Source organism: Nicoliella lavandulae (genome assembly GCF_037546185.1).
Taxonomy (GTDB): domain Bacteria; phylum Bacillota; class Bacilli; order Lactobacillales; family Lactobacillaceae; genus Nicoliella; species Nicoliella lavandulae.
Map to the genome: position 1 here is coordinate 1,270,892 of NZ_JAWMWH010000001.1, position 24,393 is coordinate 1,295,284.

Here is a 24,393-nt window from a genome sequence, read left to right on the forward strand (position 1 = left end):
TCACTTTTAATTGGTTATGTCTGCTTTTAAAACCGTTTTTGTTCGGCATTTTTTACTAAACTTAACGTTTCTGAAAAACTACATTTTTAGCGCCGAGTAATTGCTTTAATTTCGCTTCTACAACGGGTTGATTACTAATTCTAACGTTTGCACCTAACATCTGTTTGGATTTACGTTGAGCCCAATAAATTAGGATCGGACAGTTTCCCGGATGATCAACGATCAATTGCTTTAGTTGATTCAAACATTCCGAATGCTCATGGTCAGCATCCACTTTTAAAAAGCAAATTTCTGGATGTTGATCAGATTGCTGGTGCTTACGCATTCGTTGTTGAAAATTAGCTGCTGGTTCAATTTGATTTGCTACGATTTGTAATCCGTTCCGATTTTCAATCTTTCCATTAATCAATAAGACCCGTTGTGCCTTTAGCATCGGTTGAACCTGCTTAAACACCTGGGGGAAAATAACGATATCTAATTCACCAATCGGGTCACTACCAGTTGCAAACGCCATTGACTCACCCTTTTTCGTCCTAATCTCGCGAACATGATTAATAAATAACACTAAGTTAACTTTTTGATTAATCAATTGATTGACTTCATCGACGCGCTTAGCATTAACGGCTTGAATAACATCTAAATAATTTTCAGTCGGGTAATTAGATAGGTAGACTCCTAAATATTTCTGTTCATTCTCTAACAAGATTGGTAACGAAAATTCATCTTGAAACTTCATCTTTGGTTGCAAGGCTTTGAACAATTCCATTGAACTACCACTTAGGTTGATTGATTCTAAAAACTCTGGTAAGGATGCCATCAACTCCGCTCGTTTAAAACCAAAGCAATCAAGTGCTCCGGCATAGATTAATGGCTCAATGATGGATGTTTTTCTAAACTTAGCATCAATACGATGCAATAAGGACTCAAAACTAGTAAAGGGACCGCCATCGGATCGAATCTGCAATAAGTCCGTAATAAAGTCACTGCGTAAGCCCCGAATTGCTGCTAAGCCAAAAACGATGGCGTTATTTTGTAAACTAAATTCACGTTGACTAACGTTAATGTCTGGGGGCATTATTTCAATTTGCCGACGCTTCGATTCTAATAAGAACGTCCGAGTTTTGGCTTTATTGCCTAATTCAGCATTAAAAATCGCAACGAAAAATTCACGTGGATAGTGAACCTTTAAATATGCCAATTGAAATGCCATTTTACTATATGCGACCGCATGGGATTTATTAAATCCATAGTCAGCAAAGCGATCAATATAATCGAACGTAGTATTTGCTACTGATGCTGAAAAGCCGCGTTGCTTAGCACCCGCCAAGAACTTCGTGCGCATTGCATCCATTTTAGCCTGATCCTTTTTACTCATGGCCCGACGTAATACATCGGCTTGCCCAAAACTAAACCCTCCCATAACAGCAGCGACTTGCATTACTTGTTCTTGATAGACAATAATGCCATAGGTAGGGGCTAAGATAGGGGCTAGCGATTGATCAGGATAATGGATTGCCTCTTGGCCATTCTTGCGTTTGACGAACGAACTAATATTTTGCATTGGCCCCGGTCGGTACAATGCGTCTACTACCGCCACTAAATTAAAGTTGTCAGGATGAACTTGTCGTAATACATTTTTTATTCCATCAGATTCAAATTGAAAAATTCCATTGGTATCACCATTTTGAAATAACACTAGTGTTTTGGGGTCGTTAACGTTAATTTGATGAACATCAAATTCTGGATTGCGATTAGCGCGGACTAGTTTAACGATGGCCGCTAATAACGATAAATTACGCAATCCCAAAAAATCAATTTTTAAAAGTCCTACCTCTTCAGCGTAATTCTTTGAATATTGGGTCATTAATAAATTATCTTTACCCAATTGTAATGGCGACATGTTAACTAATGGCTCAGCACTTAAAATGACTCCGGCAGCATGGGTTGAAAAATGCCTTGGTAACCCCTCTAGTTTCAACGCCGTTTTAAACACTAACTGGTTCACTGCATCTGTATTAACAATATTTTGCAAACCAGGTGACTGTTGATATGCCGCAGCTAATGTAATATGCAATTGATTGGGGATTGCCTTGCTCCATTGGTTCGCCTTTTCACTACTGACCCCAAACGCTCGATTAATATCACGTAGGACTTGTTTCGCCCCTAATGTATCGAAGGTAATAATTTGGGCGACCCGATCATGGCCATATTTATCATGAACGTAGTTTAAAACATCATCCCGCCGATTATCTGGAATATCCAAATCAATATCTGGCATTTGAGCTCGTTCTGGATTTAAGAATCGTTCAAACAATAAGTCGTATGCAATTGGATCAACATCAGTGATCGATAATACGTATGCGACTAATGATCCAGCAGCCGACCCTCGACCAGGTCCAGTCATAATATCTACTGAATGGGCGTAGTTAATAACATCCCACACAATTAAAAAGTAATCATCAAAGCCCATTTGACCAATAATTGATAATTCATGTGCTAATCGGTCTTGATACTTTGCAACCATTTCATCTGGAATTTTATTTTCTGCTAACCGGCGCTTTAAACCGGATTGGCATAGTTGATTTAAATATTGTTTAGACGATTGATGATGCGGTGTAGCAAAAGATGGCAACTGTGTTGGCTGCTTTTGGATTGTGACATTACACCGCTCAGCAATTTCATTCGTGGCATTTAACGCTGTATCCATATGTTTTAGATGATACTCACGTTCCACCATTTCAACTGGCTTTAACCAGTTCCGGCCAGGCTTATTCTGCTCACTGACCGCTACCTTTGCACTAGGGTCATCAATTGATTTTAAGACCTGGGTGGCAAAATAATCATCAGAATCAATGTATTCAACTGGTTCAATGCCGATCGAACCAATCCCATGTTCAGCTGCTAGTTTATACAATTGATCAATAATAACTTGATCTTGAGCTGGTGAAACTCCCACCTTAAGGTCAGCTGCTTTTACATACTTTAAAAGCGTTTTTAAAACTTGATTTGCAGCAGTTTGCTCATCCCGTTCCACTAATTGTAATAGTTCACCATTAGTTGGTAAAATAATCACCAAATCATTAAGATAATCAGTAATGGTGCCTAAATCCACAGGCTGCTCAGTCATCTTAGCCGTTGATAGGCGCATTAGATTTTGATAACCGGCTTGACTTTGGGCCAATAAAATTAAATCATGGTTTTGATTTGGGTTAACAATTCCAGGAATCGATAGGGTCGTGCCAATAATGGCGTGGATGCCGGCTTGCTTACATTGATTATAAAATTCAACTGCTCCGTACATCACATTTCGATCAGTTAGTGCTAATGATTGATAGCCGCGCTGTTTAGCGGTTTGAACTAGTTTGGTAATTGAAATCGTGCTTTGTAATAAGCTATAACTACTAACAATTTGAAGTGGAACAAATCCCATGGCAAACATCCTCTCTAATCAATTATAATAATTGGGCTACCGTAAAATTTCAACTGCCAACAAAGTTTTAAATTGTTTTTTTGCTAATTTGTGATAGAATTCTAGTTAATGCGAGGTGGATAATATGCGTTTTATTATTGCAAATTTAACTGTTATTTTTTGGTCATTCATCTTTGGTGATGTCCTAGGATACATTAATTCTGCTTTATCCGAGGCTAGCGTAAACTACCTTGGCGTAGGAATTGTTGCAGCAATCGTTGCAGTAATCGCTGTTAATGGAATCAACTTATTAGCAGATAAGCGAATTTAATTTAAACATCAAAAAAGGCCGCTGACTTTTATTAAGTTAGCGGTCTTTTATTTTTACTTCGTTGTCGTATTAAACGTTAGTTGGTCATCTTTTAGATCAATTGTTACTTGGCTATCATTTGGAATTTGATTAGCAATCATTTGCTTAGCCAATGGCGTTTCAACGTGGTTCGTAATGAACCGTTGTAATGGCCGAGCCCCATATTGAGGTTCGTACCCTTGCTTTGCAATCCATTGCTTAGCTTGGTCTGAAATATTCAACTGAATTGATTGTTCATCTAATCGTTTGGAAAGTTGATTGATGATCTTGACCACAATTTGTTCAACATCATTTAATGTTAATGGCGTGAACATAATTTCAGCATCAATTCGGTTTAAGAATTCAGGTCTGAAACGTGATTTCAACAGTTTTTGGACATCTTGCTTAGCTTCATCACTAATGTGGCCATTTTTATCCGTACCCTTCAATAGAATATCTGAACCCAAGTTCGAAGTCATAATTAAAATCGTGTTCTTAAAGTCAACTGTCCGGCCTTGACTATCAGTTAAGCGACCATCATCTAACACTTGTAATAAGATGTTAAAGACATCTGGATGGGCCTTTTCAATTTCATCAAATAAAACGATGGTGTATGGGTTTCTTCTAACCGCTTCGGTCAGTTGACCCCCTTCTTCATAACCTACATAACCTGGCGCAGCCCCAACTAGTCTAGATACAGATTCTTTTTCCATGTATTCGGACATATCAATTCTAACCATGTGGTCTTCAGAATCAAATAGGTCTTCAGCTAATGCTTTGGCTAATTCGGTCTTTCCGACCCCAGTGGGTCCTAAGAATAGAAATGATCCTAACGGTTTACTTGGATCTTGTAGTCCAGCTCTAGAGCGAATAACTGCGTCTGCAACTGCATTCACAGCGGCATCTTGGCCGATGACCCGCCGGTGTAAATTATCCGCTAAGTGCAATAGTTTTTCACGTTCGCCTTGGACTAATTTGTTAACTGGAATGCCAGTTTGGCGGCTAACTACGTCCGCAATTTCATTATCCGTTACGGATTCTTCTACTAACCAATCCTTAGAATGATCTTCTGATTCCATTTGCTTTAGTTCAGCTTCTAATTGTGGAATTAACCCATTCTTTAATTCTGCACTCTTACTGTAATCATAAGAACTTTCAGCTTGTTGAAGGTCATTTTTAGCTTGATCTAATTGACGTTTCTTATCCCCTAGTTTATTAATGGCATCTTTTTCACGTTGCCAGCGTGCATTTAGGTTATTAACCTTTTCACGGGTATTTTCAATCTGGGGCTTCAATTCGGCTAATCGTTGTTTAGAAGCTTCGTCACTTTCATTCTTCAAAGCGGCTAATTCCACTTCTTCACGCATTAACTGCCGGTTAGATTGATCCAATTCAGTTGGGCTAGAGTTCATTTCAACTTCAATGGTTGACGAAGCCTCATCAACTAAGTCAATCGCCTTATCTGGTAAGTAGCGATCCGTAATATAGCGATCGGATAACTTAGCCGCAGCCACCAACGCGTTATCATGAATCTTTACCCCATGGTGAATTTCCAATTGTTCTTTGATACCCCGCAAAATGGTAATCGTATCATCAACGCTAGGTTCTTTGACCATTACTCGTTGGAACCGGCGTTCTAAGGCCTTATCCTTTTCCATGTATTGACGGTATTCATCAAGCGTAGTTGCCCCAATTAAATGTAGCTCACCCCGGGCTAACATTGGCTTTAAAATGTTTCCAGCATCCATACTACCTTCTGATTTACCAGCACCAACAATATTATGAATTTCATCAATGAACATAATAATTTGGCCATCAGATTTTTTAACTTCTTTTAATACTGCTTTGAGTCGTTCTTCAAATTGACCCCGATACTTTGCACCAGCAATCAAAGAACTCATATCTAATTCAAATACCGTTTTATTCTTCAAGTTATCAGGGACATCATTAACAGCGATTCGTTTTGCTAACCCTTCAACAATCGCTGTTTTACCAACTCCAGGTTCACCCAATAGAATGGGGTTATTCTTAGTCATTCGTGATAGGATTCGAATAACGCTTAGAATTTCATCATCTCGACCAATAATTGGTCCTAATTTACCAGCTCTTGCTTCGGCCACTAAGTCGACCCCATACTTCTTTAATGCTTGAAAATTATCTTCTTGATCCTTGGATGTCACTTTTTCACCCCCACGAATTTTTTCAACTTCATTTTTAACCTTTTGTTCAGTTACTCCTTGTTCCTTTAAGTAATCAGCTAACCGTTCGGTTCCTAATTGCATTAGGGCAATCGTTAGGGTATCAACCGCAATGTATTCATCCCCTAAAGAAGTCTTCACCTGATCTGCTTTTTGCAGTAAGGTATACAATTCACTGCTTACTCCTTGACCATATTGAACGTCACCTTCAACGGTAGCGATTTGGTCAATCTCAGTATCAATTTCGTGCTCTAATTGTTCAATGTTCAATCCTAAATCAGCATAGATTTGTCGTGCCAATTCACCTGGTTGAATTAAAAATTTAAATAATTGGGGAATCCCAATTTGTTGTTGTTTTCTAGTAATCGTAATTTTTTGTGCTTGCGCTAATGCTTGCGCAACAGCATCAGTTAAATTTTCTGGATTCAAAATATCACCCATTCCATATTAAAAATACTTATGAACTAATTAACCTAGTCCATAAGTATCATATCAAAATTTATTTTAAATTTGAAATAATTTGACCAACATTGACCAATTATTTACGAGCAAGCAATTGAGCAATTTCTAACACTACATCTACTGCCCGATCCATCGTTTGTTCAGATACATATTCAAATCGACCATGCATATTTTCGCCACCAGCAAATAAGTTAGGTGTTGGCAGGCCCATAAACGAAATCTTCGAACCATCAGTTCCACCCCGAACCGGGAAAATCAATGGTTCAATTGATTCATTTTCCATTGCTTGTTTAGCAATGTCAACTGAAGTCATATCTTGTTTTAAGACGTCTGCCATATTGTAATATTGGTCTTTGACCGTTACTTCCACGCGATCAGTATCATATTTAGCATTGATTTGATCAGCTACCTGTTGGAAAGTTTGCTTCCGTGCTTCGAATTGATCACGATCATGGTCCCGAATGATGTAGTCCAAACGTGCATGATCAGGAGTCCCATCCATTTTTAATAGGAAGAAAAAGCCTTCCCGACCTTCTGTCAATTCAGGGCGGTCGTGTTTAGGTAATGATTCTTGGAAATCAATTCCTAATTGTAATGCATTTACCATCAAGCCCTTAGCAGATCCTGGATGAACATCGGTTCCATTAATTTCAACGACCCCACTAGCCGCGTTAAAGGTTTCATATTGTAATTCACCTAATGGACCACCATCAACCGTGTAGGCAAAGTCGGCCCCAAAGTCTTTAACATCGAAATGATCAGCACCAGTTCCAATTTCTTCATCTGGACCGAGCCCAATTTCAATTTCACCATGCTTAATGTCTGGGTGCGCGATCAAATATTCCATGGCGGTAATAATTTCACTTACTCCAGCCTTATCATCAGCACCTAACAACGTACTCCCATCAGTTGTAACTAGTGTTTGACCAGCATACTTCTTTAAACTAGGAAATACCTTTGGGTCTAATTGATACTTACCATCAGCATCCAAATTAATTACTGATTGGCCATCATAATCACTTACAATCTTAGGGTGTACATGTTCAGCATTGAAGTCAGCAGTATCGACATGGGAAATAAACCCTACCTTTGGCACATCATAGTCAACGTTTGATGGTAACGTTGCAAAAACATACCCGCTAGCGTCATTAGTGCGAACATTCTGTAGTCCAATTTTAGTCAATTCTGCCTTTAATTGATTTAAGAAATCAACTTGGCGTTGATTAGATGGTACCGTAGTTGAGTTTTCGTCTGATTGAGTGTTAATTTGAACGTACTTTAAAAAGCGTGGCATTAAATTTTCATACTTACTCATTAGAGTCACTTCCTATCATTATATAAATGTGTATGGATCCGTATTGACTTTTGATTCTAAAACCGTAATTGCCCACTGATTTTCATCAGCCCACTTACGGAATAGTGATGCTAAATGGGGAATACAGATTTTTTCAATATTATGGCCTGGATCAATTACGTTAATCCCAGCGGATAACATATCATGACCAGTATGATAATAAACATCCCCCGTAATATACACATCAGCGCCCTTGGCCAATGCGGTCGGATAGAATTTTCCACCATCTCCGCCTAAAATAGCGATCCGTTGAATGGATTGGTCCGGGTGATTACTAACTAGGCGTAGACCATGAATGTTAAAAATATCCTTACAGCGTTCGGCAAATGCGGCGACCGTTGTGGGTTGGGATAAATTACCAATCCGGCCCATTGCAAATGGATGCTCAGCTGAGCCTAAATCAACTAGTCCTTCCACATCATTAATTCCAATCGCAGCAGCTAGCCAATCATTCATCCCACCTTCAGCATCATCTAAATTAGTATGCGCTGCATAAACAGTAATATTATTTTGAATAATTTTAGCATACATTGCATTTTGTGGATTCGTTAAATCTAAATTCTTAGCCGGTCTAAACATTACTGGATGATGAGCAAAAATAAAATCAACATTATTTGCTACTGCTTCATCCACCACTTCTGGTCGCACGTCCAAAGTCGTCATGACCCGGTGCACATCCCGATTCAAATCACCAATTTGAATTCCAATTGGATCATGTTCAACGGCAATCGAACGGGGTGCAAATTGTTCAAACCGGGTTGTTAAATCAATTCCTTTCATCTGATAAAACCTCCTGAATTAAATTAATTTCGGCTTGCAAAGCGTCAATTCGGGCTACCGGTGGTACTTTTGCGCCCTGCATTTGCTTGATAGCATGCTTTAGTCGATCAATTTTATCATGCCATTTTTCATTAAAGGCCGCATTTTGATGGTGCATTAAAATCGGTCCAAATAAAAGTTCTTTTGCTGAATAGTGAACTGCTCGATCAGCCCTTACTGCATCAATAATTTCATAAATATGATGATCCTCTTTTAAAATATCTTCATGGATAATCTGGTACTGATGAGCCATCAACCACTTTCGAACATCAATTTCATCAACATTCGGTTGCAAAATTAACTCTGGAAAGTGGCTTAATCGCTCCTTACCAGCTTCTAAGATTCGAGCAATCAACGAACCACCCATTCCTGCAATGGTAATCGTATCAACATCATCATCTGCTTTGATTGCCGCTAATCCATCCGCTAATCTAGGCATAATCTTATCGGTTAAGTTAGCCATTTTAATTTCATGCTCTGCATTACTTAAGGGTCCCATTGCAACTTCACCAGCAATTGCAAAGTTAATTTGCCCTTGCCGTGCTAGGTAAATTGGTAAATACCCATGATCGGAGCCAATATCAGCCATCCGACTTCCATTTTTTACATACTGTGCAACGGTCATTAACCGTCTTGATAGTTTTTCTCCGTCCAAGATTCATCCCTCATTAATTGTTTAATATTTAAATTATAGCAAATGTTGGCTAAAAACAAAAAAAGAAGAACAAAAATGTCCTTCTTTTTCGTATTTGATTATAAGAAATCTTTTAATTGTTTACTTCTGGATGGATGTCTGAGCTTTCGTAACGCTTTAGCTTCAATTTGTCTGATCCGTTCTCTAGTAACCCCAAAGACTTTTCCAACTTCTTCAAGAGTTCTAGTCCGACCATCATCTAGTCCAAATCGAAGCCGTAATACGTTTTCTTCACGATCAGTTAACGTATCCAATACCCCTTCTAGTTGTTCCTTTAGTAATTCATATGCTGCATGGTCAGCAGGACTAGTTGCATCTTGGTCCTTAATGAAATCACCTAAGTGTGAATCATCTTCTTCACCAATTGGGGTTTCCAATGAAACTGGTTCTTGTGAAATTTTAAGGATTCCCCGAACCTTTGAGGTTGGCATATCCATTTCAGCACCAATTTCTTCTGGCGTTGGTTCCCGACCCAAGTCTTGTAATAATTGACGTTGAATCCGAATCAACTTGTTAATTGTTTCAACCATGTGCACTGGAATCCGAATTGTCCGAGCTTGGTCAGCAATCGCACGGGTGATGGCCTGTCTGATCCACCATGTAGCATAAGTAGAGAATTTAAATCCCTTCCGGTAATCAAACTTTTCAACCGCCTTCATGAGCCCCATGTTTCCTTCTTGAATCAAGTCCAAGAATTGCATTCCACGACCCACATACCGTTTAGCAATTGAAACTACTAACCGTAAGTTCGCTTCTGCTAATTCTTGTTTAGCCTCTTCATCACCATCTTCGATGCGCTTAGCTAATTCAATTTCTTGTTCCCCTTTTAATAGTGGAACTCGCCCAATTTCTTTCAAGTACATTCTAACTGGATCATTGATCTTAACTCCAGTTGGTGCAGAGGCACTATTATTTAATTCCTTTTTAGTAACGTTATTAGCAGCCTTTAGTGCTCGTGGATCTGGGTCACCGTTTTCATCAACCACGCTGATTCCGACATCTTCAACTTTTTCTAATAACTTATCAGATTCTTTTTCAGTTAACTTAAATGGAATAATTACACTATCATTAATTTCATCGAAAGTTACGTGTCCAACTTTCTTGTACTTTTTAACTAATGAGCGTAATGATTCTTTATATTCTTTCATTCTTTTATTGTCAGCCATTATAAAAGCCCCCTAATTAAGCTTGATTCTTAAGATTAGCCTGTCTCTTTTGTTCAAGCATAATGATATCCATTGCAATTTTTCGTTGTTGACTAACATCACCGGTGCGAACGGCTTCTGATAGATCCGCTCGTTTTTGGTTCAATTGATCAGCTAATGGCGCTTCATTCATAATTATATTAACATAATCATCAATCTCACCTTGAAAACTTTGCTCAGAGATTGGTAATTCTTCTAAATCAACGACCAATTGTTGTAAACTAGTTTCATTAATTGAACTTATGAAATCAGCTGCATCATATTGGTCGTGATGAGCGAAGTATCCCTCAGCTAACATATATAGCATTTGATATCGATCATGAATAAACGCAAAGTGGTCAATACTTGTTACTTTTAACCAAATATCATGATCATGCAGCATCCGAGCTAGTAAGTACCGTTCGGCATTTTCAGTTTTGGAATACTTAGTCTGTTTGGTCTGCGTTGGCATCATTGGCATTTGATCTTGGTCAATTACCTTATGTTGATGGTAACCATGTGAATTTTGATTTTGCCGTTGATACTTATTAGCCAAATCATTTAATTGCGTCAATAAACTTTGTTTATCAACGTCAAATTGATCCACTAGTTGATTAACATAAACATCCCGACCAACTGGTGATTCAATCGTTGCAATTACATTGAGCGCATCATTTAAATACGCTACTCGTTCATCTTCTCGGTTTAAATTACGGTGTAATTTTAAAAAACGGAGTTTAAATGTTATCGGTGTTTCGCGAGCCGTTTGAATCATCTTTTGAAATTGTTCATCACCATTTTGGCGCCGGTATTCATCAGGATCAACGCCACTAGGCATTTGGATCACACCTAGTTTTAATCGTGAATCAGAGAGTGTATCAACTGCTCGATTGATTGCCTTTTGTCCTGGCTCGTCACCATCGTAACAAATCAATAAATGCTTAGTTGCACGTTCGATCTGTCGGATTTGTTGACTAGTAAAACTAGTCCCCATTGAAGCAATCCCGTTTTTCACACCAGCTTGAAAGGCAGCAATTACATCCATAAACCCTTCGAATAAGATTAAGTCTTTGGTGACTCCAGCAGCAATTCGTGCTTTATCTAGATTAAAAACAACGTCACGTTTTGAAAAAATCTTGGTCTCCGGACTATTTAGATACTTTGCTTGACTGGCTGTTTTATCTAATACCCGGCCAGAAAAGGCAATTGTTTGCCCTGATTGATTGCGAATTGGGTACATCACCCGATTAAAGAATCGATCCGTTAATTCTCCTCGATCATTTTCATTAAATAAACCGGACTTAACTAATAAATCATTAGGCGTTTGTTTTTCTTTTAAAAACGATTGGACCAAATTAGCCTGCGGAGCAAACCCTAATTGAAATTCGTTAATTACATCATCAGTTAATCCCCGTTGATGAAGATATCGTAATGCGGGCTCACCCATTTTAGTGTTAACTAAAATATGATGGTATAGACGTGCAACTTCATCATGAATGTTAATTAATGCCCGATCAGTGTCATCTTGACGATTACCCGATTGACTAGTTTGCAGATATTGATTCGGTAACTTAATATTCTGCATTTTAGCAACTTCAATTACTGCAGCCGGAAACGAGATGTTCTTAATTTCCATTAAAAACTTAAAAACATTCCCACCACGACCGCAACTAAAGCAATGAAAAATTTGTTTATCTTCAGAAACAGAAAAAGAGCCAGTCCGCTCTTCGTGAAACGGACAGACACCGAATAAATTTTTACCTTGTTTCTTAAGTTGTACATATTGACTTACCACATCAGTAATATTAACACTTTGTCGTACTTCATCAATTACTGATTCTGGGATTTTGGCCATTAAATCACCCCATTATATATAACCCAATATAACATTCAAAAGTCGCACCCTTGCAATTAAAGATGCGACTTTTCAAACGATACTAATAGATAGCTAATAACATAGTACCATATTTAATTTAAAATACAAAGAATAGTGCAATCCTATTTAACGATTAATTGTTCCACATCACTGAACCACTTAATCATATTGGAGAGTTGAACCATTTGTTTCAAATGATTATTTTTAACTGCTTCATCCTTATCCATAACCATGGTTTGATCAAAGTAGTCATTAATTGGAGCTGCTAAACTAGCTAATTGTTCATACGCAGCTTCAGGAGTGGCTTTAAAGTAATCCGCACTCATTTTGTTAACGAATTCATAAAGGGCCTTTTCAGAGTCATTACTGAATAGACTTGGATCGATGCTTAAATCATTGCTATCAAAATCAGCCTTAGCTGAAATTCTAACTACCCGAGTCAATGCTTCAATGATTTCTTTAAAGTGATCACCAGCCGCCTTTTGTTTTAATACGTTAGCACTATCGATCATGTATACAATATCATTGTTAGTAGCATCTACAGTGGCATCAATCATGTCATGACGATACTTATCTGATTGTAATAAATTAACAATTCGATCTTTAATAAAGTCAACCACCGCATTAATTTGTGGTTTTTGATCAACCTTAGGAGCCACATTCGCAGCTTGTTCTAAGTCAACAAACTTATTCATGGAAGCTACTAGTGGAAGCCGCCAACCATATTCATTCACAATTCTAACAATTCCAATTGCTTGTCGTCTTAAGGCATATGGGTCATTAGAACCAGATGGAATCATCCCCGCCGCAAAGAACGTCATAATACTATCAAATTTATCTGCTAATGCTAATACAGCACCAACAGCAGTGGCTGGTAGTTCACCGTTAGAAGAAATTGGCATGTAGTGTTCTCTAATGGCAGTCGCAACGGCTGGCTTTTCACCCTTTAGTAGTGCGTACTTTTCACCCATTACTCCTTGTAGTTCGGAGAATTCGCCGACCATTTCAGTTACTAAGTCAAACTTGTAAATTTCAGCAGCCCGCTTAGCATCTGCAATTTGTTCATCAGATAAACCAGCTTGCTTCCCAATTTGTTCGACGATCACTGCTACTCGTTGCATCTTTTCATATTCAGTTGAAATCTTATCATGAAAACTAACGTTCTTAAGCCGGTTAACAAAGTATTCAATTGAATGTTTTTGATCTTCTTGATAGAAGAACATCGCATCTTCTAGTCGTGCAGTTAAGACTTTTTCGTTCCCACTGATCACGTTTTGGATGTCATAGTCATTTCCGTTCCGAACTGAAACAAAGTGTGGCAATAATTTACCAGCTTGGTTAACTACATAGAAGAAACGTTGATTATCACGCATGGACGTAATTAACACTTCAGCTGGAATCTGGAGGTATTTTTTATCAAAATTACCAGCGAAGGCAGTTGGCCATTCAACCAGATTATTAACCTCTTCCAATAGTGATGGACTAACTTTAATGTCCCAATCTTTATCACTAGCAATTTTGGCAATTTGGGCTGTAATCGTATCCTTACGCTTTTGAGCGTCAACGATGACAAATTGCTTATGAAGGTCTGCTTCATAGTCGACTGCATTCTTAATTTCAACATCATGACCTAGGAAACGATGACCACGACTAGTTCTACCGGCATCAACATCTAAGATGGAAAATGGCACGACTTCATCATCTAAAATGGATACTAACCAACGAATTGGGCGAATGTATTCCAAATTGTATACATTCCACTTCATCCGTGTTGGGAACGTCATGCTAGTAATTACATCCTTAATGGCAGGTAATACTTCAGCGATGGGCTTTCCTTCAATATGCTTTTCAATGAAGACGTATTCATTGCCTTTAATTTCCTTAAATTCAATATCATCAGGTGTAGCCCCTTGGCCCTTGGCAAATCCAATCGCAGCTTTAGTCCAATTACCATCGGCATCTTGAGCAATCTTTTTAGCAGGTCCCTTAACTGATTCATCAATATCAGTTTGCTTATCAGCTAACCCACTAATTTCCAAAGTTAATCTTCTTGGGGTGGAAAATGGTTTGATATCATCAAACTTAATGCGTTGTTCATTTAAAAAATCACTTGCTCGTTTCACCAACTGTTTAATACTTGGGGTTACTACGTGAGCAGGCATTTCTTCTAATCCGATTTCTAGTAAATAAGTATGTGCCATTTTACTTATCCTCCTTATCATCTTTTAGTAATGCTTGACGTTTGGCTTCATCTTTAATTAATGGGAAGCCTAATTTCCGCCGTTCTTCGATAAAGGCCTTCGCAACAGAACGGGCCATCTTTCTGATTCGGGATAAATAACCAGCCCGTTCAGTTACTGAAACTGCACCCCGTGCATCTAAGAGGTTAAAGGTGTGGCTACATTTTAAAATATAATCATAAGCTGGGTGCACTAAGCCATTAGCAATTTGCTTTTTAGCTTCATCTTCATAAATGTTAAATAGCTTCAAAAGCATGTCTTGATCACTTTCTTCAAAACTATACTTGGAGTGTTCAAATTCTGGTTCTTTAAAGATATCACCATATTTAACGCCATAACCCCAATCAAGTTCGAAAACATTGTTAACATCTTGAATGTATGAAGCTAATCTTTCAAGCCCGTAAGTGATTTCAGAAGCAACTGGATCCATTTCTTGACCACCAACAACCTGGAAATAAGTAAATTGAGTTACTTCCATTCCATCAAGCCAGATTTCCCAACCAACACCGGCACAACCCATGGATGGGTTTTCCCAGTTATCTTCTACGAATCGAATATCATGTTCAACTGGATTAATTCCTAATTCCTTCAAACTATCCAAGTATAATTCCTGGATGTTTTCAGGCGATGGCTTCATTAATACTTGGAATTGGTGGTGTTGGTACAAACGGTTAGGGTTTTCACCATACCGACCATCAGCAGGTCTTCTTGATGGTTCAACATAAGCGGCGTTCCATGGTTCTGGTCCAATTGCCCGTAAAAACGTGTAAGGACTCATGGTTCCGGCCCCTTTTTCAGTATCATAAGCTTGCATTAATAAACAACCTTGGTTGGACCAATATTGTTGAAGTTTTAAAATAATTTCTTGCATTGACAGTTTCTTAGTCATTTAAATCCTCCTCTGATATAATGACGGCATAAAAAAAGCCTATGTAAACAACATAAAAATGTCATTTACATAGGGACGATTTTTCGCGGTTCCACCCTACTTCTAATCTTAAAGATTAGCTGCTTAACATGGTTTCAGTTCTAAAAGCGCCAAATTACAATCATCCCCCGACTAGCTCTCACTACCCTAGTCTCTCTGTAAAGGAATTAATCATAACCCTCTTTTGTCATTACCGATATATATTTAACTTAATAATAATTTACCAATATTAAAAAGTCAATTATTTGTCCTAAATTTGTGTCATTTCATCCAAAAAGCGCTTGCTTTTAAGATGCAGTCCAACGGTATCACTGTAAATGCTATCTAACAATGTCCTTAATCGTACCTTAGTTGGCCGTTGAACGTTAACTGAATTTAAAGTTTTCAAATTAATAACTGAAAACTGCCGAAAATAAAAGACCGTGCGTTGATCCAAATTAAAGCGCAATGGATCCAAATGCCAATGCTGCTCGCATAACAACCCACCATAATTAGTGGAATAATCAAGCGGTAAATCATCACGATGGCATACCACACAGTCCTTTAACCATGGCTGGACACCAAATAAAGTTAATAATTGAATTTCCATAATATTAGTAATAATAGCAGGATCAATTTCTTGATCGATCAATTTTAAGGCATAAAATAACTGATTGAACCAGCGCGGACTAGCTTCGCCCTCTGATAATCCAGCATCAATCAAGTTCATCAAGTACATTGCATACGCATTTAAAATAATATCATTAGAAATATTAAGGTAGTGATGAGTTTCAATTGGCTCCTTGATGTATGAGAGTCCATCATCAGAAATACTGCCTTCATATTGGCCATAAGTAAATGGTAGAATATCACCACTCATTTTAAAACCAGGCTTACGACCCCGTCGAATCAAGAACATTTTCGTTCCATACTCACGAGTAAAGAACTTAACGAGCATATCGTTTTCACGATAATTACGTCGATACAATAAAATCCCATTAAACGTAACGTTCTTTTTTAATGCCACTAAGCCCACTACTATATAAAACATAGAAAAGTAGGTACTTTTTCAGTTTTATATCCTTTCGTATATAAATTGCTATTTTAATTGCTTCCGTCAACACCAGTATTTTGATTCCAACCAATGGATAATCACCTTAACCAGTGCTTGAAGTCCCTGGATACTACTTGGTATCTCGGACATAGTCTGCCCGCCGGTTCAGTTTTATTGTGCTAATTTTAATAAGTTCATCATAACGTCTTAGTATTAGACAAATTGATTTTCTAATCCCGTACTTAACACATATATACTTAACATAAAGACTAATAGTCTTTTTTCTTGTAACCTAATTCCTTTAGGACTGAGCTCTTGTCACGCCAACCTGGTTGCACTTTAACCCATAATTCCAAGAAGACCTTACTACCAAGTAAATCTTCGATATCCTTACGCGCTAGTGTACCAATCTTTTTCAACATAGCACCCTTTCGGCCAATCACAATCCCCTTTTGACTATCGTGGTCCAAAATAATGGATGCTTGAATGTGAACCTTGCCATCTTCATTAGTCCGAATTTTTTCAACATCGATTGCTACTGAATAAGGAATTTCTTGTCTAGTTAATTGAAAAATCTTTTCACGAATTAATTCAGCCACAATAAATCGTTCAGGATGATCAGTCACTTGATCAGCCGGATAATATTGAGGTCCCGTTGGCAAATGCTTAGTCAAGTCAGTTAGTAATTCATCCACGTTATTGCCTTGTAAGGCCGAAATTGGGAAAACACCTGCCCAATTCAATGCTTTTTTATACGTATCCATAATTGGCAGTAGATCATTAGGACTAATGCGATCAATTTTATTAATCACCAAATAAACTGGTTTTTTAACTTCCTTTAGCCGGTTGATAATAAAGTTGTCACCAGCACCACGCTTTTCAACTGCGCTAACCATGAATAAAACTGCATCAATATCTTTTAATGCTGACATGGCTGATTCTTCCATAAAACTACCTAATTGACTCTTTGGTTTTTGAACCCCTGGCGTATCTAAAAATACAATTTGCGAATCATCGGTCGTATAAACCCCCTGAATTTTATTACGGGTCGTTTGTGCTTTATCACTCATAATTGCAATCTTTTGACCAATTACGCGATTCAAAAAGGTTGATTTCCCGACATTGGGTCGACCAACGATTGCAACAAATCCAGACTTAAAATTAGGATTATCCATTCTCTTACCTCCACGGTATTAATTTAATTAATAATGGTAAAAATACAATGATTCCGACAACCATTGCAAAACCAGTCGCTAGTAATACACCACCAGCTGCCATGTCCTTGGCTTCTTTAGCTAATTGGTTAAAGTGATTCCCCACTAATAAATCCACGATTCGTTCTACAATCGAATTAAGGACTTCAGCAGTTAATACGACAAAAATAGCTAATAACAACCATAAAAACTGGTTCCAACCAACGTGTAAACCACCAGCCAAAATAATGATCAATAGGGCTACAACCAAATGAAAGCGTAAATTACGCTCCGTCTTTAGCAGTGTTTTGCAACCATCAATTGCATGGGAAAATGATTGCCAAAAGTTAGTATTCTTGCCAACTTGTTTATTATCTTTTGAGCCCATATGAATCCATAATTTTCTTTTGTAATGGGAACATTACAGCTTCATCTTCCGGCTTCATATGATCATAACCTTTTAAGTGCAGTAGCCCATGTACTACTAGGAAGCCTAATTCGCGGTCATAAGAGTGTCCTAAAAATTCAGCTTGTTCTGCTACTTTATCGATTGATACAAAAATATCGCCTAAATTTTCAGGAATTTCGGCTGCCATTTCGGGTGGCATTTTAATATCTTCATCTGCATCTTCAATTGCAAAACTAATAACATCAGTGGCTCGATCAACACCACGATACTCACGGTTAATTTCCTTGATTCGATCATTATTAACCAACGTCACTGACATCTCAGTGTCATCAGCTAATTTTAAGTAGTCACCAGCATAAGTTAAGACGTCTTTAATTAATTGGACATCCTTATCGGAAGCGCCATCTTTAGTATCATCATAAATCTCTAAGTCCATATCTCTAATCCTCTATTTTTCAGTATCGTTAAAACTTTCATAAGCATTAATAATTCTAGCCACCACTGGATGTCTAACCACATCATCAGCAGAGAATGAAACGAAGCGAATACTTTTAACATTTTGCAGGATTTTTTGGGCTTCAACTAACCCACTACTAGTATGACGAGGTAAATCAATTTGTGAAATATCACCATTAACAATCATCTTGGATTCAAATCCTAATCGAGTTAAAAACATTTTCATTTGAGCACTCGTTGTATTTTGCGCTTCATCCAAAATTACAAATGCATTGTCTAAGGTTCGACCCCGCATATAAGCTAACGGCGCCACTTCAATAATGCCCTTTTCCAATAGGCGATTAGTATGTTCAGCCCCCAAAATGGAATAAAGGGCATCATAAATTGGTCTTAAATATGGATCGACCTTTTCTTTTAAATCACCCGGCAAAAACCCTAGACTTTCACCAGCTTCAACTGCCGGTCTAGTTAAAATAATTTTTTCAACCGTTCCCTTTTTCAAGGCAGCTACGGCCATTACGACTGCTAAGTAGGTCTTCCCGGTCCCAGCTGGCCCAATTCCAAACGTCACGTCATTTCGGTGAACTGATTGAACGTATTGGCGTTGACCAAAGTTTTTAATGCGAACCGGATTTCCTTTAATATCCTTAATTAAAACTTGGTTGTATAGGTCCTTAAAGTATTCTAAGGTCCCGTTATTAGCCATCTTCATTGCACTAACAAAATCACTGTCATTTAATCCAATTCCACCATGAATTAAATCCACCATGTTTTTTAAAATTGCTAGTGTTTTTTGAACATTGTCATTATCTCCAGAGACTTTGATCTTAGTCCCAAAAGCATTGATTGAAACGTCCATCCCCTCTTCTAGTAGGGTTACAAACTTGTTTTGAGATCCTAATAATGCAGGTTCATCGTCTAAATTATTTAAGATAAAACTATCAGTTGTAATGTTATTATCAGCCAAATTATAATGACTCCTTCTATATTGTTTGATAACCAAATATTAGCATAAAAAGCAAAAATAAAAAAGAAGATACGCCTATGATATGTATGGGACGCATGATCACGTCCCGGTCAAAATTATTGTAATTGTTCCTTAACAGCCTTGTTAACTAATGAACCATCAGCCTTACCTTTAACCTTAGGCATAACGGCACCCATTACTTTACCAAAATCACTCTTGCCACTAGCACCAACTGCAGCAATTGTATCTTTAACTACTTGGTTGATTTCGTCTTCAGACATTTGTTCTGGAACATACTTATCAAGAATCTTAAGTTGCGCTTCTTGTTCAGCAACTAAATCATCCCGGTTTCCCTTCTTGAATTCTTCAATGGATTCTTTGCGTTGCTTATATTCCTTCATTACAACGTTATCTTCTTCTTCACTATTTAAATCATGGCCTAATTTAACTTGTTCATTAGTTAAGGCGGCCTTAAGTAATCTAATTACACCCATGCTTTGTTTATCATGTGCCTTCATTGCATTCTTTAAGTCAGTTGTTAATTCACTATTTAAACTCATCTGAATCATCCTTTTTATATTAATTTTTTAAACAATAAAAAACGTTCCTGAGACAACAGGAACGTTTTTGGTAGATTAGAAGCGACGACGCTTTTTGCTATTGCGTTTTCTTGCTGCTTCGGATTTTAATTTACGTTTTACACTTGGTTTTTCGTAGAATTCACGCTTACGGTATTCACGCAATGTACCACTCTTTGAAACGGTACGCTTGAAACGACGAAGAGCATCATCAAGAGATTCGTTTTTACGAACGACTGTTTTTGACATATGAAAATCCCTCCCTCCGAGCTCAAAATATAGCGACTGTTTGCTAACAAATTAATCATTAACATAACAGTTCCTAATAATTATACCTAAATAACAGATTGCAGTCAATAACTCTGAAAAAAAATTCGAATATGATAGAATAAAATTATAGTCAATAGGAGGATTAACATGAAAAAACTAAATGTATTCATTATTTCAGACTCAAGTGGTGAAACTGCATTCTCAGTTGCTAGGATTGCCATCTCACAATTTCCAGATGTTAGTGTTACATACCAACGATTTCCATTCATTCAAACTAAATCCATTTTAGCGGGCATCCTAAAAATGGCGTTACAACAAAATGCCGTCATTTTTCACACGTTAGTTAATAAGCAATTAAGTAATCAAATCAAACAGTTCGCAGCTGAAAACGATCTATACCACACGGACTGTTTACAATCATCCCTCAACATGATTGCTGATCGTACTGGTGATGAACCAGTACGCGTCCCTGGATTAGTCCATGATTTAAATGAAAAATACTTTGATCGGATTGCAGCCATGGAATTTGCCGTGGCCAATGACGATGGCAAGAACCCTTCCGATTTAACGAAAGCGGATATTGTGATCTTAGGAGTATCTCGAACCTCAAAGACTCCACTATCATTATACCTTGCTAATAAAAATTTAAAAGTAGCCAACATTCCAATCGCCCCTAACACCCAATTACCGAAGGAAATTTTTGATGTTGATCCTAAACGCATCTTTGGTTTGACCAATACCCCTAAGGCGCTCAAAAAAATTCGACGAGCACGAATGGTTGCCTATGGGCTCAATCCAGATACCCCTTATTCAGATCCAGAAAACATTAAGGCTGAATTACAATACGCAAAGAAACTGTATCAAAAACTCGGCTGTTTAGTCATCAACGTCTTTAATAAGTCAATCGAAGAAACTGCTACGATTATCATGGAAAGCTTAAATCTAGATACATCCACCCAAAATTAATTGAAGTTAAAAACGAGCTACCAATAACGGTAACTCGTTTTTTTAATATGGACGTTGATTTAAAATATCATCCATTAGATTAGGATCAAATTTTTGCGTCTTCAACATTTCAACTTCATAGCCATGTGGTGATAACTTTTTACCATCATCGGTTTTAACAGCAGGAGTTTCCATAATCTTTGGCACATCCACTAATTGTGGGTAATGAGCAATGTAGTTCAACGCATCAAAACCAATGGTGCCCAGTCCAATAATTTCATGGCGGTCCTTATGGCTATTCATTTCGTTTTTAGAATCATTTAGGTGCACTACTTTTAACCGTTCTAAACCAATCACATGGTCAAAATGATTCATAACTCCATCAAAGTCATTTTTAACATCATAGCCAGCATCATTCGTATGACAAGTGTCAAACGTTACAGATAGTTTTTGATTTTGTTGAACGCCATCAATGATTTGGGCTAACTCTTCAAACGTCCGTCCGATTTCAGTTCCCTTACCAGCCATTGTTTCTAACGCTATTTGAACATCTTGTTTGGGGTCAATGACTTCATTTAGTCCCTTAATAATTTGATTGATCCCAGCAGCTGCTCCGGCACCAACATGCGACCCCGGGTGCAATACAATTTGATGAACTCCTAATGCCTCTGAACGGTCAATTTCTTGTTTTAAGAATTGAATTGCAAAATTAAAATTTTGAGGCTTATCAGAATTACCTAAGTTAATAATATATGGGGCATGTACCACCGCTGAGACGATACCATGTGCTTGCATATACTGCTTGCCATCATCAATTCTTAATTCACTTAGTGGCTTCCGTTTCGTATTTTGAGGTGCGCCAGTGTAAATCATAAACGTATTTTCACCATAGCTGTACGCCTCTTCAGCTGATCCTAAAAACATTTTAGGGCTCTTCATACTAACATGGGAACCAATTAAAAATTTATCACTCATTTATCCCACTCCTTATAATCTGAACGACTTTTTCAGCGGCGTCACCAGACTCCCAACTGCAAAATCGTTGTCTAAACAACTTCATTTTATCATACTCATTTTCAAAATGACCAACTTTTGTATAATGCTTAATTTGGGCTAAAAAGTCCGTTTCATTAGTCGTTAGTGGTCCTGGAATATCATGTTGATAATTAAAGTAAAAGCCACGTAATTCATCTCGATAGTGTTCTAAATCATAACTATAAAATAGCATTGGCCGATTTAGGTTAGCGAAATCAAACATTACTGAAGAATAATCAGTAATTAATAAATCAGTCATTAAATAGATATTACTAATGTCTGGATCTGCTAAAATTTTCACTCGATTCTCATACCCACTGATATCAATATGATCCTTAATTAAATAATGGGGACGAATCACTAGGATCGTATCTGGGCTAACAATTGAAAAAAACTTTGCCAAATCAAATGGTAGCTCAAATTTATATTGCCCCCGGGTAATATATTCATCATCTCGCCAAGTGGGGGCATAGGTAATCACCTTTGCATCAGGATTGCCTAATAATCGTTGTTTAATGTTTCGAATCGCCTGGGGCGTATTAGCTTGATATAAAATATCATTTCGGGGGTAGCCAATATCTAAAAATTGGTTATGGAATTGAAATGCGCGCTTAAAAATATCCTTTGAATATTGATTAGGCGCAATCAAATAATCCCATCGTTTCGTTTCGGCAACAAAGCGACGATGATATTTAGTAGTATTCGTCCCTGGCATTTCAACGTTATCAATGTCGACCCCTAATTTTTTTAGTGGGGTCCCATGCCAAGTTTGAATATATGTGGTTTGATTATTTTTCTTCCACCATGCTGGCATTCTTGAATTAAAGACCCAGAATTGAGCTCGTGCCATGTACCATACCCACTTAGGCATGAAGCGTTTCAATAATTTAATTTCTGGATATTTAGCATGAAGCGTTTCATATTGTGATGGTTTAACCGCAAAGAAGGCGGTTGCTTGCAATTCAGGTTGATCATGAATTAATTGACGATAAATGGCTGCTGGATTGTCATTGATATCACGACCATTAAAGCTATCAAAGATAATAACCCCTTTTTTAGCCGGTAAACAAATAAACCCATCGTTAATAACGATGAGTCCATAACGAATCACAATCTTAACCATTTTAATCATTTTATTGATGAATGAATTAAGCATTTGATTCCTCCTAATTAAATTAAATCAACGAAGTGTGATCTAAACTTGTAATGTAAGTGTGAACCAACTAATAAGAAGAAGGCCACAAATAACCAGAAAATAATCGTAAGCGTTGAATGTTGCCAGAACCATGCTTCAGAGAACATGGATTCTCTAAATCCATTTACGATGTAGAAAAATGGGTTTAATTCCAATACCCGTACGAATGCAGGTGGGAATGAATTTGTTTGGAAGTTAAATAGAACTCCTGACATATAGAATAGCATTCTCATTACTGATTGAAGTAAGATTCGGTAATCCCGCACCAAAATGGAAACAGTTGAATTAAAAATGCCAAATGCCACTAACCACATAATCATTGCAAAGAAGTAATAAATCCATTGAATCCAGTAAATATTAGGGGTAATTCCACCCTTGAAGAACCCAATTACAATGGAGAAAATTAACATGGTCCAAAATGAACTTAGATTACTAATGATCTTAATGGATGGCAAGATACTAACGGGGAATTTCATTTTTGAAACCATTCCCACTTGTTGATAAATACTCTTGGAAGCATCTAAGGTCACACTGTTCATAAAGAACCATGGTGTAATTCCGATGACCATCCAGGATAGGTAATCAACGCCTTCCGATGCACCCTTCTTTAATCCAATTCCAAACACCATCCAATAAATGGCAATCTGAATCAATGGGTATAAATATTCCCAAACCAACCCTAAGTAGTGGCTTTGATAATCAGACTTATCTTGGTACCGAGAAATTCTGAACATAATTCCCAGGTTACCTAATTGTTCTTTGATTAATGTTCCAACTTGTTTCAAGTCGTCTACACTTC

At 37.6% G+C, this 24,393-nt stretch carries 21 protein-coding genes; 2 read left to right on the forward strand and 19 right to left on the reverse strand.

All coding sequences use genetic code 11. From position 1 onward, the window contains the following. Window positions 1-61: 61 nt before the first annotated feature. On the reverse strand, window positions 62-3,430 hold the full coding sequence (gene dnaE / locus R4146_RS05815) for a DNA polymerase III subunit alpha (RefSeq protein ID WP_339960479.1): 3,369 nt from the start codon (window positions 3,428-3,430) through the stop codon (window positions 62-64). A gap of 124 nt (window positions 3,431-3,554) precedes the next feature. Between dnaE and R4146_RS05820 the strand changes: the two genes are divergently transcribed. Then, on the forward strand, window positions 3,555-3,740 hold the full coding sequence (locus R4146_RS05820; RefSeq protein ID WP_339960480.1) for a DUF2929 family protein: 186 nt from the start codon (window positions 3,555-3,557) through the stop codon (window positions 3,738-3,740). A 53-nt stretch (window positions 3,741-3,793) separates the two neighbouring features. Here the strand turns inward: R4146_RS05820 and R4146_RS05825 are convergent, their stop codons facing one another. From R4146_RS05825 to rpsU, 15 genes are all read right to left on the reverse strand, one after another. Then, on the reverse strand, window positions 3,794-6,385 hold the full coding sequence (locus tag R4146_RS05825; protein WP_339960481.1) for an ATP-dependent Clp protease ATP-binding subunit: 2,592 nt from the start codon (window positions 6,383-6,385) through the stop codon (window positions 3,794-3,796). Window positions 6,386-6,494: 109 nt separating this feature from the next. After that, the gene (pepT, locus tag R4146_RS05830; RefSeq protein ID WP_339960482.1) at window positions 6,495-7,733 is read right to left on the reverse strand and encodes a peptidase T; all 1,239 of its coding nucleotides are present in this window, start codon (window positions 7,731-7,733) and stop codon (window positions 6,495-6,497) included. An 18-nt stretch (window positions 7,734-7,751) separates the two neighbouring features. Continuing rightward, window positions 7,752-8,552, reverse strand: a complete 801-nt coding sequence (locus R4146_RS05835) for a Nif3-like dinuclear metal center hexameric protein (RefSeq protein WP_339960483.1) — start codon at window positions 8,550-8,552, stop codon at window positions 7,752-7,754. Beyond that, window positions 8,539-9,246, reverse strand: a complete 708-nt coding sequence (locus tag R4146_RS05840; RefSeq protein WP_339960484.1) for a tRNA (adenine(22)-N(1))-methyltransferase — start codon at window positions 9,244-9,246, stop codon at window positions 8,539-8,541. Before R4146_RS05840 ends, R4146_RS05835 begins: the two co-directional genes overlap by 14 nt. Before the next feature lie 98 nt (window positions 9,247-9,344). After that, window positions 9,345-10,451, reverse strand: coding sequence for an RNA polymerase sigma factor RpoD (rpoD, locus tag R4146_RS05845; RefSeq protein ID WP_339960485.1), 1,107 nt, complete (start codon window positions 10,449-10,451; stop codon window positions 9,345-9,347). Between the two features lie 16 nt (window positions 10,452-10,467). Then, the gene (gene dnaG, locus R4146_RS05850) at window positions 10,468-12,324 is read right to left on the reverse strand and encodes a DNA primase (RefSeq protein ID WP_339960486.1); all 1,857 of its coding nucleotides are present in this window, start codon (window positions 12,322-12,324) and stop codon (window positions 10,468-10,470) included. Between the two features lie 143 nt (window positions 12,325-12,467). Next, entirely contained in the window at window positions 12,468-14,546 is a 2,079-nt protein-coding gene (gene glyS / locus R4146_RS05855) for a glycine--tRNA ligase subunit beta (RefSeq protein WP_339960487.1), read from the reverse strand. Between the two features lies 1 nt (window position 14,547). Then, the gene (gene glyQ / locus R4146_RS05860) at window positions 14,548-15,474 is read right to left on the reverse strand and encodes a glycine--tRNA ligase subunit alpha (RefSeq protein WP_339960488.1); all 927 of its coding nucleotides are present in this window, start codon (window positions 15,472-15,474) and stop codon (window positions 14,548-14,550) included. A gap of 289 nt (window positions 15,475-15,763) precedes the next feature. Further along, window positions 15,764-16,519, reverse strand: a complete 756-nt coding sequence (gene recO, locus R4146_RS05865) for a DNA repair protein RecO (RefSeq protein ID WP_339960489.1) — start codon at window positions 16,517-16,519, stop codon at window positions 15,764-15,766. Window positions 16,520-16,815: 296 nt separating this feature from the next. Next, complete coding sequence (gene era, locus R4146_RS05870) at window positions 16,816-17,721, reverse strand: GTPase Era (RefSeq protein WP_339960490.1); 906 nt, start codon at window positions 17,719-17,721, stop codon at window positions 16,816-16,818. 4 nt (window positions 17,722-17,725) lie between these two features. Next, window positions 17,726-18,127, reverse strand: coding sequence for a diacylglycerol kinase family protein (locus tag R4146_RS05875; RefSeq protein WP_339960491.1), 402 nt, complete (start codon window positions 18,125-18,127; stop codon window positions 17,726-17,728). Continuing rightward, window positions 18,111-18,584 (reverse strand): rRNA maturation RNase YbeY, encoded by a 474-nt coding sequence (gene ybeY / locus R4146_RS05880; protein WP_339960492.1) that lies wholly within the window; start codon window positions 18,582-18,584, stop codon window positions 18,111-18,113. Before ybeY ends, R4146_RS05875 begins: the two co-directional genes overlap by 17 nt. 12 nt (window positions 18,585-18,596) lie before the next feature. After that, complete coding sequence (locus tag R4146_RS05885) at window positions 18,597-19,571, reverse strand: PhoH family protein (RefSeq protein WP_339960493.1); 975 nt, start codon at window positions 19,569-19,571, stop codon at window positions 18,597-18,599. Window positions 19,572-19,687: 116 nt separating this feature from the next. Further along, the gene (locus R4146_RS05890; protein ID WP_339960494.1) at window positions 19,688-20,131 is read right to left on the reverse strand and encodes a GatB/YqeY domain-containing protein; all 444 of its coding nucleotides are present in this window, start codon (window positions 20,129-20,131) and stop codon (window positions 19,688-19,690) included. Window positions 20,132-20,206: 75 nt separating this feature from the next. After that, window positions 20,207-20,398, reverse strand: coding sequence for a 30S ribosomal protein S21 (gene rpsU, locus R4146_RS05895; protein ID WP_339960495.1), 192 nt, complete (start codon window positions 20,396-20,398; stop codon window positions 20,207-20,209). 168 nt (window positions 20,399-20,566) lie between these two features. On the opposite strand from rpsU, the gene R4146_RS05900 reads away from it, so the two are divergent. Beyond that, window positions 20,567-21,385 (forward strand): pyruvate, water dikinase regulatory protein, encoded by an 819-nt coding sequence (locus tag R4146_RS05900; RefSeq protein WP_339960496.1) that lies wholly within the window; start codon window positions 20,567-20,569, stop codon window positions 21,383-21,385. Window positions 21,386-21,427: 42 nt separating this feature from the next. Here the strand turns inward: R4146_RS05900 and R4146_RS05905 are convergent, their stop codons facing one another. From R4146_RS05905 to R4146_RS05915, 3 genes are read right to left on the reverse strand one after another with little or no spacing between them, the layout of a single operon-like run. Continuing rightward, a complete protein-coding gene (locus R4146_RS05905; RefSeq protein WP_339960497.1) occupies window positions 21,428-22,339 on the reverse strand; it encodes a deoxyribonuclease IV in 912 nt (303 codons plus the stop codon). Continuing rightward, a complete protein-coding gene (locus R4146_RS05910) occupies window positions 22,332-23,555 on the reverse strand; it encodes a CDP-glycerol glycerophosphotransferase family protein (protein WP_339960498.1) in 1,224 nt (407 codons plus the stop codon). Before R4146_RS05910 ends, R4146_RS05905 begins: the two co-directional genes overlap by 8 nt. Before the next feature lie 14 nt (window positions 23,556-23,569). Then, window positions 23,570-24,379 carry an ABC transporter permease gene (locus tag R4146_RS05915; protein ID WP_339960499.1) on the reverse strand — a complete coding sequence of 270 codons (810 nt, stop codon included), beginning with the start codon at window positions 24,377-24,379 and terminating at the stop codon, window positions 23,570-23,572. Window positions 24,380-24,393 lie beyond the last annotated feature (14 nt).

Bases quoted from the DNA above. Each gene is read 5' to 3' on its own strand.
- rpoD (WP_339960485.1), bottom strand. From the start codon at position 10,451: ATGGCTGACAATAAAAGAATGAAAGAATATAAAGAATCATTACGCTCA.
- rpsU (WP_339960495.1), bottom strand. From the start codon at position 20,398: ATGTCAAAAACAGTCGTTCGTAAAAACGAATCTCTTGATGATGCTCTT.
- pepT (WP_339960482.1), bottom strand. From the start codon at position 7,733: ATGAGTAAGTATGAAAATTTAATGCCACGCTTTTTAAAGTACGTTCAA.
- era (WP_339960490.1), bottom strand. From the start codon at position 17,721: ATGGATAATCCTAATTTTAAGTCTGGATTTGTTGCAATCGTTGGTCGA.
- R4146_RS05890 (WP_339960494.1), bottom strand. From the start codon at position 20,131: ATGAGTTTAAATAGTGAATTAACAACTGACTTAAAGAATGCAATGAAG.
- dnaE (WP_339960479.1), bottom strand. From the start codon at position 3,430: ATGGGATTTGTTCCACTTCAAATTGTTAGTAGTTATAGCTTATTACAA.
- R4146_RS05820 (WP_339960480.1), top strand. From the start codon at position 3,555: ATGCGTTTTATTATTGCAAATTTAACTGTTATTTTTTGGTCATTCATC.
- R4146_RS05900 (WP_339960496.1), top strand. From the start codon at position 20,567: ATGAAAAAACTAAATGTATTCATTATTTCAGACTCAAGTGGTGAAACT.
- R4146_RS05875 (WP_339960491.1), bottom strand. From the start codon at position 18,127: ATGGGCTCAAAAGATAATAAACAAGTTGGCAAGAATACTAACTTTTGG.
- R4146_RS05910 (WP_339960498.1), bottom strand. From the start codon at position 23,555: ATGCTTAATTCATTCATCAATAAAATGATTAAAATGGTTAAGATTGTG.
- R4146_RS05835 (WP_339960483.1), bottom strand. From the start codon at position 8,552: ATGAAAGGAATTGATTTAACAACCCGGTTTGAACAATTTGCACCCCGT.
- dnaG (WP_339960486.1), bottom strand. From the start codon at position 12,324: ATGGCCAAAATCCCAGAATCAGTAATTGATGAAGTACGACAAAGTGTT.
- ybeY (WP_339960492.1), bottom strand. From the start codon at position 18,584: ATGGACTTAGAGATTTATGATGATACTAAAGATGGCGCTTCCGATAAG.
- R4146_RS05905 (WP_339960497.1), bottom strand. From the start codon at position 22,339: ATGAGTGATAAATTTTTAATTGGTTCCCATGTTAGTATGAAGAGCCCT.
- glyS (WP_339960487.1), bottom strand. From the start codon at position 14,546: ATGGCACATACTTATTTACTAGAAATCGGATTAGAAGAAATGCCTGCT.
- glyQ (WP_339960488.1), bottom strand. From the start codon at position 15,474: ATGACTAAGAAACTGTCAATGCAAGAAATTATTTTAAAACTTCAACAA.